Annotated in this window: 12 protein-coding genes; 3 read left to right on the top strand and 9 right to left on the bottom strand. The window is 70.8% G+C overall.

The genetic code is table 11. The features are described from left to right. Positions 1-204 precede the first annotated feature (204 nt). Entirely contained in the window at positions 205-1740 is a 1536-nt protein-coding gene (locus HNR30_RS16750; RefSeq protein WP_181610763.1) for a long-chain-fatty-acid--CoA ligase, read from the top strand. On the opposite strand, the gene HNR30_RS50145 is transcribed toward HNR30_RS16750, so the two are convergent. Next, positions 1737-2534, bottom strand: a complete 798-nt coding sequence (locus HNR30_RS50145) for a helix-turn-helix transcriptional regulator (RefSeq protein WP_220133610.1) — start codon at positions 2532-2534, stop codon at positions 1737-1739. The two genes, HNR30_RS16750 and HNR30_RS50145, sit on opposite strands and share 4 nt — an antisense overlap. An 89-nt stretch (positions 2535-2623) precedes the next feature. Here HNR30_RS50145 and HNR30_RS16740 point away from each other — a divergent pair, with 89 nt between their 5' ends. Then, on the top strand, positions 2624-3826 hold the full coding sequence (locus tag HNR30_RS16740; protein ID WP_220133609.1) for a PP2C family protein-serine/threonine phosphatase: 1203 nt from the start codon (positions 2624-2626) through the stop codon (positions 3824-3826). 62 nt (positions 3827-3888) lie between these two features. On the opposite strand, the gene HNR30_RS16735 is transcribed toward HNR30_RS16740, so the two are convergent. The 5 genes from HNR30_RS16735 to HNR30_RS16715 form a co-directional block, all read right to left on the bottom strand. Continuing rightward, positions 3889-5709, bottom strand: a complete 1821-nt coding sequence (locus tag HNR30_RS16735) for a pectate lyase-like domain-containing protein (RefSeq protein ID WP_181610761.1) — start codon at positions 5707-5709, stop codon at positions 3889-3891. Positions 5710-5783: 74 nt separating this feature from the next. Then, the gene (locus HNR30_RS16730) at positions 5784-6413 is read right to left on the bottom strand and encodes a CE1759 family FMN reductase (protein ID WP_181610760.1); all 630 of its coding nucleotides are present in this window, start codon (positions 6411-6413) and stop codon (positions 5784-5786) included. Beyond that, positions 6379-6825: a MarR family winged helix-turn-helix transcriptional regulator gene (locus tag HNR30_RS16725; RefSeq protein WP_181610759.1), complete on the bottom strand. Its 447-nt coding sequence runs from the start codon at positions 6823-6825 to the stop codon at positions 6379-6381. The genes HNR30_RS16730 and HNR30_RS16725 overlap by 35 nt, the downstream gene beginning before the upstream one ends. Then, positions 6822-7979 carry an LLM class flavin-dependent oxidoreductase gene (locus HNR30_RS16720; protein WP_181610758.1) on the bottom strand — a complete coding sequence of 386 codons (1158 nt, stop codon included), beginning with the start codon at positions 7977-7979 and terminating at the stop codon, positions 6822-6824. Before HNR30_RS16720 ends, HNR30_RS16725 begins: the two co-directional genes overlap by 4 nt. Before the next feature lie 85 nt (positions 7980-8064). After that, on the bottom strand, positions 8065-9231 hold the full coding sequence (locus tag HNR30_RS16715; protein ID WP_181610757.1) for a cysteine--tRNA ligase: 1167 nt from the start codon (positions 9229-9231) through the stop codon (positions 8065-8067). Positions 9232-9347: 116 nt separating this feature from the next. Here HNR30_RS16715 and HNR30_RS16710 point away from each other — a divergent pair, with 116 nt between their 5' ends. After that, a complete protein-coding gene (locus tag HNR30_RS16710) occupies positions 9348-9863 on the top strand; it encodes a hypothetical protein (RefSeq protein ID WP_181610756.1) in 516 nt (171 codons plus the stop codon). Here HNR30_RS16710 and HNR30_RS16705 read toward each other — a convergent pair. From HNR30_RS16705 to HNR30_RS16695, 3 genes are read right to left on the bottom strand one after another with little or no spacing between them, the layout of a single operon-like run. Beyond that, complete coding sequence (locus HNR30_RS16705) at positions 9788-10174, bottom strand: pyridoxamine 5'-phosphate oxidase family protein (protein ID WP_181610755.1); 387 nt, start codon at positions 10172-10174, stop codon at positions 9788-9790. The genes HNR30_RS16710 and HNR30_RS16705 overlap by 76 nt on opposite strands. Continuing rightward, the gene (gene def / locus HNR30_RS16700) at positions 10171-10701 is read right to left on the bottom strand and encodes a peptide deformylase (protein WP_181610754.1); all 531 of its coding nucleotides are present in this window, start codon (positions 10699-10701) and stop codon (positions 10171-10173) included. Before def ends, HNR30_RS16705 begins: the two co-directional genes overlap by 4 nt. Positions 10702-10757: 56 nt before the next feature. Next, positions 10758-12401, bottom strand: coding sequence for an ABC-F family ATP-binding cassette domain-containing protein (locus tag HNR30_RS16695; protein ID WP_181610753.1), 1644 nt, complete (start codon positions 12399-12401; stop codon positions 10758-10760). Positions 12402-12522 lie beyond the last annotated feature (121 nt).

Raw genomic sequence — 12522 nt, 5'->3', positions numbered from 1 at the left:
TAATCGACGTTTGCCCAGCTCGACCTGGCCATCGGCGACGCGGCCCGCGGCGAGCCGGTCATCTCGTAGGTCAGACCCCGTCGACCAGCTTCACGCGTGCCCCCTCCAAGGAATCAGTGCGGTGAGCGTAGACGACACGTTCGTACAAGCCCTGGCGCGATCGGCTCGGCATCCTGGGGGACGGTTCCGAGGAAGGGGTCCCCCGTGCTCAATCTGTCGATCGTCCTGGAAGACAGCGCCCGCCACGTTCCCGACCGCACCGCGCTGGTCTTCGGCGACCTGCGCCTGCCGTACTCGATGGTCGACACCGTCGCCAACCAGGTCGCCAACCTGCTGGTGGCGCGGGGCGTCGGCAAGGGCGACAAGGTCGCCCTGATGTGCCCGAACGTGCCCTACTTCCCCTTCGTCTACTTCGGCATCCTCAAGGCCGGGGCGACCGTGGTCCCGCTCAACGTGCTGCTGCAGCCGCGCGAGATCGCCTACCACCTCGACGACAGCGACGCCAAGGCGCTGTTCTGCTTCGAGGGCACCGCCGAGCTGCCGATGGGCGCGCGGGGGCGGGAGGCGTTCGACGCCACCGGCGGGTGCGAGCTGTTCCTGGTCCTGCCCGCCACGCCGCTGGCCACCGAGTCGGAGCACGGCGAGTCGTTCTGGGCGGCGATCGACGGCATGTCGGGCGACTTCGAGACGGTGCAGACCGCCCCCGACGACACCGCGGCCATCCTCTACACCTCCGGCACCACGGGACAGCCCAAGGGCGCCGAGTTGTCGCACGTCAACCTGCTGATCAACACCATGGTCAGCGACCAGATGTTCCCCGCCGACCCCGCCGGCGACGTGTCGCTGGCCGTGCTGCCGCTCTTCCACTCCTTCGGCCAGATCTCCGTCATGAGCGTGACCATGCGCCGCCGCGGCACCCTGGTGCTCATGCCGCGCTTCGACCCGGGCGAGGCGCTGGCGCTCATGCGCAAGGAGAAGGTGACCATGTTCGCCGGGGTGCCCACGATGTACTGGGGCATGCTGAGCAAGATCCACGCGGACGGCGACGAGGTGCCCACGACCCTGAAGGTGGCGGTGTCGGGGGCCGCCGCCTGCCCAGTCGAGGTGATCAAGGACTTCGAGACCACGTTCGGGGTGGCGATCCTGGAGGGCTACGGCCTGTCGGAGACCTCGCCCGCGGCCAGCTTCAACCAGCTCAGCCGCCCCACCAAGCCCGGCACGATCGGCTTCCCGATCTGGGGCGTGGAGATGAAGCTGGTCGACGACGACTGGAACACCATCCTGGGCGAGGGACCCGGCGAGATCGCCGTGCGCGGCCACAACATCATGAAGGGCTACTACGGGCGGCCCAAGGAGACCGAGGAGGTCCTGCGCGACGGGTGGTTCCGCACCGGCGACATCGCCACCCGCGACGAGGACGGCTACTACGCCATCTTCGACCGAAGCAAGGACATGATCATCCGGGGCGGCTTCAACATCTATCCGCGCGAGCTGGAGGAGGTGCTGATCACGCACCCGGCGGTGTCGCTCGTGGCGGTCGTGGGCGTGCCGAACGACTCGCACGGCGAGGAGGTCAAGGCCTACGTGATCCCGGCGCCGGGGGCGACGGTGAGCGAGGACGAGCTCGTCGCCTGGTGCAAGGAGAACATGGCGGCCTACAAGTACCCGCGCATCGTCGAGTTCCGCGACACGCTGCCGATGACCGCGACCGGGAAGATCCTCAAGCGCGAGCTGCGTTAGGGCACCCAGTCGATGGCCGCCGCGAGCTCCGACGGCGTGTTGCCGAAGGACTCGCGGAATGCCCTGGTGAAGTGCGGGCTGTCGGTGAAGCCCGCACTGTGGGCCGCCGCCGTCAGCGTCTGGCCCGCGGCCACCAGGCCGATGGCCCGCTGCAGGCGCAGCCACCGCACGTACGGCCGCAGCGGGATGCCCACGTGCGCGCTGAACAGGTGCGCCAGCCAGCTCGGCGACAGGTGCACGGCCTCGGCCACCTGTCCCAGCCGCACCGGACCGCGCCGCAGGAAACCGGGGATCACCTCGATGGCGGCGTCGACGGCCGGGTGGCGGGGGACGTCGGCGGCGCCGTCGTGACCCGTCCACGTCTCCAGCAGCCGCAGTGCCCGCACCGCCTCCGCCGATCGTGCGTGACCGGCCGGGGGCCGGGCGAACATGAGGGGCCGCCGCACTCCCGCCGGGTGTTCGATGCCGGTCTCCTCCGGCGGCGACCAGGTCGCGGCCCGGGCTCCCGCCTGCGCCCAGGCGAGCAGGGCACGGCCGGGAGCGCTGCGTGGGTCCACGAGCACCAGCAGGGCCTCACGGGCTCCGTCGACGATCGTGTGCGGGGCGCCGGGAGGCACGACGGCGATCGTGGAGGTCAGCCGCCCGCCCTCGGCGTCGGCCATGGTGAAGGGCTCCGTGGCGGCCAGCAACTGGACCGCGTGGTGGGCGTGCAGGTCGTTGCTCCCGACGGACCCGCCGAGCAGCAGGAGACCGGGGCGCAGTAAGCACCAGCCGCGCCAGTGATGCGACGTCACACCGTCCATTGTGGGCGCGCGACGACGGGGTGGCCGCATGCGTGAGCCCAGATGTGAGACCTGGCGGCTCTCGGGTAGAGGGTTACCTCATGGCGGACAGGAGCGGTCTGGAGCGCATGCTGACCGGGCTGCTGCAAGCCAGTCACCTGGCAACGCTGGACGACCTGCCGGCGCTGGTGACCGACCATGCCGTTCTCGCCGGCTTCGACCGGGTGGTGATCTATCTCGCCGACCTGCAGCAGAACCTGCTGAAGCCGATGGCCTCCGGCGACCAGCCGCTGCGCATCGACGCCACGCTCGCCGGGCGGGCCTTCCAGGAGGTCAGGACCCTGTCGCAGAAGGACGAGGACGGCCGGCTGCTGTGGTGGCAACCGCTGCTCGACGGCACCGAGCGGATCGGCGTGGTGCAGCTGCTCGGCCCGAACGCCGAGCGCGACGGCAGGCACCTGGCCTCCCTGCTGGCGTTGTTGCTGGTCAGCCAGCGCGCCCACAGCGACACCTATCCGCGTCTGGTGCGCACGCACGCCATGAACGTCGCGGCCGAGATGCAGTGGCGGCTCATCCCCCCGCTGACCTGCGCCACGCCGCGGGTGACGGTCGGGGCGGTGATGGAACCCGCCTACGAGATCGGCGGAGACACCTACGACTACGCCTTCCACGGCGACACCCTGCACCTGGCGGTCTTCGACGCCATGGGCCACGACGTGTCGGCCGGGCTCACCGCCAACCTGGCCATGGCCGCCTGCCGCAACCACCGCCGCCAGGACATGGACCTGGCGAGCAACAGCGCCGCCATCGAACGGGTGCTCATCGAGGAGTTCGGCAGGGCCAACCGCTACGTAACGGCGATCATGGCCGACCTGGATCTGAGTACGGGCCTGCTGACCTGGATCAACCGCGGCCACCCGCCGCCGGTGCTCATCCGCGGCGGCAGGTGGAGCACCACTCTGGGGTGCCCGCCCGCGCATCCGATGGGCCTCGACGCGGGCCTGCCCGTGACCGTCTGCCGTGAGCAGCTGGAGCCGGGCGACCGGCTGCTGCTCTACACCGACGGCATCACGGAGGCGGGCGCGGCGAACGGCCGGGAGTTCGGGCTGACCCGCTTCGTGGACTTCATCATCCGCCACCACACCGGCAACCTGCCAGTCCCTGAGACCCTGCGGCGGCTGGTCGCCAACATCCTCGCCTACCACGGCGACAAGCTTCACGACGACGCCACGGTGCTGCTCACGGAGTGGCGCGGAGTGGCCCACGAGCCGCTGGCACGGCAGGCGTTCGGCGAGGTGGGCTGAGCGCCGTGCCGGGCGCCCAGCCCGCCTTCCGCTGCCGTGCCGGGCGCCCAGCCCGCCTTCCGCTACTGGGCCGCCGGATAGTCCACGATGTAGACCGGCACGCCGATCTTCGTGGTGTCGGCCGCCTCTCCGACGCCGTTCACGACGTGGTCGATGATCCCGGCGCTGAGGTTGACGGTCATGATGTGGTGCAGCTTGATGCCGGGCCGCTGCGGCACCTCGAAACCGTTCTCCGTGTGGATCTCCGGGTTGTTCTGGTTGAACACGTAGACGCCGCCGCCGTAGAGCGTGTGCGTCCTGACGCGGTCGCCGACCTTGTAGCCGGCCCAGCCCTCGACGTCGCCGTTCATCCAGTCGGCCTGCGTGGGCGGGTCGTAGGGCAGCTCGTTCTGGTAGAGGATCGTCGTGCCCGCCTCGCCGTTCCATACGGTGTTGTACTGCTGGAAGTGCTCGACGAACAGCCCGGTGGCGGTCACGCGGTCGCCGTTGATGACGGCGCCGTTGCGTCCGTGGTTGGTGTTCCACCGCTGGGTGTCGGTGAAGCCTTCGACGCCGTGGTCGGCGCGCCACACCCAGGCGTGGTCGATGAGGACGTTGTCGCTGTTGACCTCGAGCGCGGTGTCGGTCTTGCCGATGTGCGGACCGCCCACGCGGAAGTACACGTCGGACAGGGTCGTGGGGTTGTCTGGCTGGCTCCACCGCAGACCGTGCCGGTCGCCGACCTTCAGCAGGACGCGCGACTTGTCCAGGCCGGCGTCGACCGTCACGCCCGCGACGACCACGCCGGGCACGTCGGCGACGTCGAGCGGGGTGGCTCCCCTGACCGCGGTGAGGGTGGCGTGCCCGAGGCCGAGCACGACGGTGTTGGGCCTGATGACCCTGATGCTCCTGGCGACGTCGTACACGCCGGGGGTGAGCAGCAGGTGCTTGCCCAGGGCCAGGTGCAGGTTGATGACGTGCACGGAGTCGCCGGGCTTGGCGACGTAGAAGTCGGACAGCGGGATCGTCCTGCCGGGCGTCATGCCCGCGCCCCACGTGATGCCTCGGGTGTCGCGGCGGGCGGAGGGCACGCGGACCTGGTACTTTCCGCGCGGGTCGACGAACAGGTACGGCTTCTCGCGGCTGATCGGGGTGGTGTCGATCGTCGTGTACGGCGGGGCGGGGAAGGCCGAGTCGTCGGGGGCGCCGACGACGCCGGAGAAGACCTGGTTCCACACGCCGTTCGACCATCCGGCGACCTCGCTGTCGCGGGTGAGCCACTGCTGCTGCGAGCCGTTGACCACGGAGGGCAGCTTGGAGTCGGCAATGAAGCCGCCGCTGGCGTACTGCGGCCCGGCGGTGCAGTAGTCCATCAGCGACAGGGTGCCGCCGCTGACGTTGAGCCTGCGCATGGAGACGGCCTGCGAGACGGCCCAGAAGTTGGCCGACGAGCGGCAGCCGTCCTGGCCCGCGGCGTTGATGTTGATCGAGAGGTTCGACAGGGTGCGCCAGAAGTTGACCAGCGCCAGGCAGTTGCCGGTGCCGCCGTCGGCCAGGCAGCGGTTGTAGACCTCGACCTTGCCGTTGATGACGACGTCGGTGGGCGAGGCGCCGAGGCCCGCGACCTCGGTGTAGTAGCCGACCTTGATCTGCAGGGGCTGCTCGGCGGTGCCGTAGGTGCCCGGTTTGAACAGGTAGGCGTGGCGCTTGGTGCCCATCTCGTCGTTGACCTGGGCGGCGTGCGCCGCGTCGAGGGTCGCCTGGATGTCGGCGACCGGCATCGACGGGTCGAAGACGGTGACGTTGGGGCCCAGATCGGCCGTGGGAGCCGCCTGGGCGGGCATGGCCACGGCCGCGGTGGCGAGGAGGGTGATCGCGATCACGAAGGATAACGCGCGAGGCATAGGGGGGTCCTTTCGACCGTGAGAGAGAGCGCTCTCTCACGTGTGCCTGTTGTAACCCGTGAACCCCCCGTAATTCAAGAGCCTCCCGCGGCCAGCCTCATCAGGTCGGAGTCCAGGTCGATCGCGAAATCGTTGCTGTCCTCGTGGTTGTAGCTCCGCCACTCCACCTTGCTCGCGAAATCGCTCTCCATGAGCAGCAACAGTTCGAGCGCCGCCCGCTCGATCCGCTTGTTCAGCGCCGGGTCGCTCCAGTCCTCCGGCGCGGCGAACAGGGAGGTGGGTGCGACCATCGAGCGCAGGTAGCCGAACAGGGAGCGCATCTGGTCGTCGACCACCAGCCCGTGCCGTGCCGTACCGGCGGTGGCGGCGAGCACGATCGGCTTGGCGATCAGCAGGTCGTTCTCCAGCACCTGGAAGAACGAGGTGAACAGCCCGCTGGCGCCCGCCTTGAACACCGGGGTGGCGGCGATGACGCCGTCGGCCTCGCGCAGCGCGGCGATCGCCTTCTCCAGCTTCGGCCCGACCATCGGGGAGATCAGCGCGGTGGTGACCTCGGTGGCCAGCTCGCGCAGGTCGATCACGCGGACGCGCACCTCGCCGCCGCGCTGTCCGGCCAGCTCCGCGACCTTCTGCGCGGTCCTGTCGGCCAGCATCCGCGTCGAGGAGGGGTCACTCGTTCCCGCCGTGACGACTACCAGTTCCATGATTGCTCAGCTTCCATGTCAGTTCGCCCAGGAGGCGGATCTCTTCGGGGGTCAGCGCGGCGTTGACCGCGCGGGCTACGGACCGGGCGTGACGGCCGCCGATGCGGCGTTGTGTCTCCCGCCCGGCCTCGGTCAGCGACACGCGCACCCCTCTGCCATCGAGGGGGTCGGCGCACCGCGCGATCAGGCCGCGCTCCACGAGCCGCTCGACCAGCCGCGACAACGCGGGCTGGCTGAGCAGCACGTGCTTGTGCAGGTCGCCGACGCGCGTCGGCTCCGGGCACTTCGACAGCGTGTAGAGCACGTCGTACTCGCGCATCGACAGGCCGTCCCAGATGTCCTCGGCCGCGAACTCCTTCATCAGCGTGGAGTAGGCCGACATCAGCCCCTCCCAGGAGCCGTTTGCCGTCATTGCGAGTCCTGGTACGGCGAGCCTCCGGTGACGTTGTCGCCGCGGTTGGCGTTGGGGCGCGGCTGGCGCGGCGCCTGGTCGCCGTACTTGGCCTTGACGCGGGCGGCGTGGGTGGGAGCCTCGGCCGCCTCCGGGTCGCGCCTGGCCTCCAGCTCCTTGCGCAGCACCGGCACGACCTCCTCGCCGAGCAGGTCGAGCTGGTTGAGCACCGTCTTCAGCGGCAGGCCGGCGTGGTCGATGAGGAACATCTGGCGCTGGTAGTCGCCGAAGTGCTCGCGGAAGGTCAGCGTCTTGTCGATGACCTCCTGGGGGCTGCCGACGGTCAGCGGGGTGGACTCCATGAAGTCCTCCATCGAGGGGCCGTGGCCGTACACGGGCGCCTCGTTGAAGTAGGGGCGGAACTCCTTGATCGCGTCCTGCGACCTGCGGGCGATGTAGGCCTGGCCGCCGAGGCCGACGATGGCCTGCTTCTCCGTGCCGTGGCCGTGGTGGGCGTAGCGCTGACGGTAGAAGTTGATCAGCCGCATGAAGTGCTCCTTCGGCCAGAAGATGTGGTTGGCGAAGAAGCCGTCGCCGTAGAAGGCGGCCTGCTCGGCGATCTCGGGGGTGCGGATCGAGCCGTGCCACACGAAAGGCGGGACGTCGTCGAGCGGACGCGGCGTCGAGGTGAAACCCTGCAGCGCGGTGCGGAAGCGGCCCTCCCAGTCGACGACGTCCTCACGCCACAGCCGGTGCAGCAGGTTGTAGTTCTCCAGCGCCAGCGGCAGGCCCTGGCGGATGTCCTGGCCGAACCACGGGTAGACGGGGGCGGTGTTGCCGCGTCCCATCATCAGGTCCATGCGGCCCTTCGACAGGTGCTGCAACATCGCGTACTCCTCGGCGATGCGCACCGGGTCGTTGGTCGTGATCAACGTGGTGGCCGTCGACACGATCAGGCGCTCGGTGGTCGCCGCGATGTGCGACAGCAGCGTGGTGGGCGAGGAGGAGAAGAAGGGCGGGTTGTGGTGCTCGCCGATGGCGAAGACGTCGAGGCCGACCTCTTCGGCCTTCTGGGCGATCCGCACGACGGCGTCGATGCGCTCGGCCTCGCTCGGGGTGTGGCCCGACACGGGGTCGCGGGTGATGTCACTGACCGAGAAGACTCCGAATTGCATGACTATCCTCACTCTTCGTATAACTTCATGCGTTTGCATCTACCTGAACCGAAGCCTCCGGCGAGATATTCCACCGGTGGCGCGATCAGCCGTCGATGCTCCAGCGGGGACCCTCGGGGGTGTCCTCCACTCGCACTCCGCCCTCGACGAGCGCCTCACGCAGCAGGTCGGCCTGGCCGTAGGCGCCCTCGCACCGCAACTTCTCCCGTACGGCCAGCAGCGGCGGCACGAGCCTGGCCAGCGCCTGACCGGCGGTGTGCGTCCCGAGCGCCGCGATGAGCCTGCGCAGCACCTCCCTGGCCTGCTCGGGGCCGCCGTCGTCCTGCTCGGTGTCGGCCGACCACCCGGCGATGTCCTCCTCCAGGCGAAGCAGCGCCCGGGTCGCCGCGGAGACGTCGTCGGAGCCGAGCGCGGAGGCGAACGACCGCTCGCTCGCCTCGACGAGCTCCGACAGGGTCTCCTGCGGGGCGGCCCGCGGCACGGGCGCGGGTTCGCCGAGCCGCGCCTCGCCGCGCAGCAGCACCCGCAGCTCGTCGAGCGTGGCTCCCGATCCGGCGGGCAGCACGCTCTGCCCCTCCCGCGTGCGCACGGTGACGCCGCCGCGCCCCGCCACCCGCACCCGCTCGTCGACGAGGTCGATCAGCAGCGCGGTGTGCTCGTCGATGCCCAGGACCCCCGTCCCGGCCGGCAACTCTCGCTCCATGCGGGACAGGCGGCGCTCGCCCAGGTAGCAGAAGCGGGTGTCGTGGGTGCCGCCCTCGGCGTTGTCGTAGTGCGGGATCACCACGGCGTCCAGGCCGATCACGGCGAGCAGGTCGAGCCCTTCGCGCCAGTGCGGCTCCGCTCCCACCTTGTAGATCTCGTAGACCGGGACGGTCGCGGCTCCTGCCGTACAGGCCGCCGCGGAGGCGAACACGGTCACCCCCCTCGCCGCCCGGATCCTGGCGCGCAGGTCGGCCGGGACCGAGCTCCCCGACCACCGGTCCAACGCGTAGGTGGGGCTTCCGGGACCGCAGAACACCCAGTCGGCGCCGGTCACGACGCCGTTGACCTCGACCTCCACGCCCACGCTTCTGGCGAAGTACTGACGGGCGCGGTTGGAGATGTCGGCGGCGTTCTCCTGGAAGGCGTAGGGGGTGTCGAGCAGCACCGCCCGCGGCTTCGGGCCCAGCTCGCCGATCACGCCCCGGTGGATCTCGACCATGGTCGGGCTGGTCTCCCCCGAGCCCATCAACACCAGTGCCCCGTGCATCGTGTCCTCCTCATGTGCCTGCCGTACCAGCCACGCACGGGACACGCGCTGCCGCAACTCGCCATTTGCTTGGCAGATGCTCCTGCATAATGGTCGCAAGTACTGGGAGGAGCGCCGTGATCTCCGTTGAGGTGCTGATGTTGCTGGCCGACCACGAGGGGGTGTGGTCGTACCGCCGGGTCACCGGCGCGCCCACGCCCGGCGAAGGGCCCGACGCGGCCGCCCGGCGGATCAGCGGAGTGCGTGCCGACGATCCCGCGTGCGTCGTCCACTCGACGAGCTGGCGCCACCTGCCCGAGCACGACGAGATCGTGCTCACCTACGCGGTGTGCCCCGACCCGGATCCGCAGGCCGACAGGATCGTCCTCGACGACCCGGCCATCGCCAGGGGCGAGGCCCCCGCCAGGCCCTCCCCGGCGCTGATCGGGGAGTCGCACGTCGTCGCGCACGCCATCCAGCATCTGGCCTTCCTGGGTGCCACCGACCCGGTCGTGCAGGGCGCGCTGGAGCAGTGGCCCGCCATCGCGATGGCGCTCACGGCCGGGTCGGCGCCCGATCAGACGTTGCCGAGCACCCGCGTGACCATGATCTCCAGCACCACCCGCTCCGGGTTGGGCCGCGGCGGCCGGTAGCGGTCGGTGTAACGCCGCTCCGCGTCGGCCACCTGCTCCGGCTCCCGGCGCACCACCGCCTCGCCTTCGAGCGTGGACCAGCGCCTGCCGTCGACCTGGCACAACGCCACCTTCGTCGCGCCCTGCGCGACCAGCACGGCCTTGCGCGACCCGCCCGACGTGATCACCCGGGCGATGCCCGTCTCGGGATCGAGCGTCGCCCCGACAGGCACCACGTGCGGGGTGCCGTCGGGGCGGACCGTGGTGAGCGTGCACAGGTGCCGCTCACGCCAGAACTGCGCGAAACCGTCGCCCAGGCCTGCCAGGTTCACGTGGCCGCCCCGGCGCGGCGCTCCTCGAACTCGCGCAGGACCTGCTTGCGCGCGGCCTTGGAGAGCCGGTCGATGTAGAGCATGCCGTCGAGGTGGTCGGTCTCGTGCTGCAGGCACCGGGCCAGCACGCCGGTGCCGTGCACGGTCACCGGAGCGCCCGTCACGTCGAACCCGTGACACGTCGCCAGGTCAGGACGGCCGACCACCGCCCTCGGGCCGGGGATCGACAGGCAGCCCTCGTCGTCGGGGTCGAGGTTGCGCTCCTGGCCCTCGGGCAGCACCAGCGTCGGGTTGACGATCACGCCCTTCTGGAAGACGTCGTCGCCGTCCGGGCAGTCGTAGACGAACACCCGCAGGTCCACGCCGATCTGGTTGGCCGCGAGGCCGACGCCGTTGGCGGCGTACATGCTGGCGAACATGTCGTCGACCAGCGCGGCCAGTTCGTCGTCGAACCGCTCGACCGGCCGGCACGGGGAGTGCAGCACCGGGGTGCCGACGATGGTGATGGGTCGTGCCGTGCCGCTCACGTGGGTTACCGCCTCGGTCGTGTGGTGTTGACGGCCAAGTGTTTCATTCCCCGCCGTCACCGGCGGCTGCGGACCTCCCCCGACAACTCCAGCCTCGGCCAGCCCGCCACGTCGCGCTGCAGCTGGCGGTCGTGGGTGGCCACGACCACGGCCGCTCCCGTGATCTGGAGCGCCTCGGTGAGCTCGTCGACCAGGGCGATGGACAGGTGGTTGGTGGGCTCGTCGAGCAGCAGCGCGTGCGGTCTGGCCGCCAGCGCGCAGGCCAGGTCGAGCCGCCGCTGCTGGCCCATCGACAGCTCGCCGACCCGCTTGCCGGCCTCGTGCGACGACAGCAGCCCCAGGGAGGCCAGGCCGACGCTCTCCGCGTCGTCGAGCAGCCCCGCCGTCACCAGGTCGGCCAGGTGCTCGGCGAACACGTCGCGTGCCCGCCGGTGCAGCGGGCGTGACGACTCCTGCTGGAGCAGGTGCACGCGTGCCCTGCGGGCCCGGTGCACCGTGCCGGTGGCAGGCGCCAGCTGTCCCGCCAGCACCGCCAGCAGCGTCGACTTGCCCGCGCCGTTGGCTCCCGTGACGACCAGCCGGTCGCCGGAGTCCAGCGTGAGGTCCACCGGGTACGGCAGGCGCCCGTCCACGGTGACGTCCTCGGCACGCAGGAGCGTCACCCCGTTCGGCGCCGAGAGCTCGGGCATGTGGAACCGTTGCGGCGGCGTCGGCGCGGTGATGCGGTGCTCGTCCAGCTGGTCCTGGCGGCGGTGCACCGCCCTGGCCAGCGAACCCGCCCGGGTGGCGCGCTGGTGCCTGCCCGTGCCCTTGTCGGGACGCCAGCCGCTGACCAGGCGGTTCTGCGCCTTGGACAGGTCGTCGGCCAGCCTGGCGCGCTCGGCCTGCTGCTGGGCGTAGTCGGCCTCCCAGCGCTGCAGCTCGGCCTCGCGGCCCTCGCGGTAGCCGGCGTAGCCGCCTCCGTGGACCTGGGGCGTGCCGTCCCTGGTCGGGTCGAGGTCGAGGACGGTGTCCACGACGTCGGACAGCAGGGCACGGTCGTGGCTCACCACGACGATGCCGCCCGGGTAGGCCCGCAGCCGGTCGGTCAGGAAGCCGAGCGATTCGCGGTCGAGGTGGTTGGTCGGCTCGTCGAGCAGCAGGAAGTCGTGCCCGGCCGCCAGCAGCACGGCGAGCCGTACGCGGTATCGCTGGCCCACGGACAGTCCTGACAGCGGGCGGCTCCGGTCGGTGACGGCGCCGAGGCCCTCCAGGGCCATGTCGACGCGCCGGTCGGCGTCCCAGCCGTCCAGGAGCTGCACCAGGTCGAGCGCCTGGCTGTACTCCTCGTCGGCGCCGGGACGGCCGTCGGCGAGCGCGGCCGTCGCCTCGTCGAGCCGCTCCATCGCGGCGCGGGTGGCGGCGAGCTGCTCGTCGACGACGTCGCCGATGGTGCGCTCGTCGTGGTCGGGCATCTCCTGGGTGGCCAGCGCCAGCGTGCCGACCAGCTGCACGGTGCCCTGGTCGGGAGCCAGCTCGCCGGCGAGGACGTGGAGCAGCGTGGACTTGCCGCGCCCGTTCTCGCCGACGACGCCCCAGCGGGAGCGGGGTGTCACCGTCATGCCGACGCCGGTCAGCACGGGGCGGTCGCCGCGTTGCAGGTGGATGTCGGCGCAGGTCAGTTGTGCCCGTTCGCGGGCAGGAAAGGTCGGGGTGACCATGGATTCTTCCTCCGGGCATGCGCCGGCCTGTCAGGCATGCATGCCGTGAGTCGATGTGGAGCGCACGGAAGGCGCGTCAGGACATCGGAGCGGGGCCGCGGGCCCGGAGGAATCAGAGGAA

It is taken from the genome of Nonomuraea soli, assembly GCF_013761175.1.
Classification (GTDB): Bacteria; Actinomycetota; Actinomycetes; order Streptosporangiales; family Streptosporangiaceae; genus Nonomuraea; species Nonomuraea soli.
Note: the sequence above shows the minus strand (reverse complement) of the source record. Positions and strands in the feature narration are given on the sequence as shown.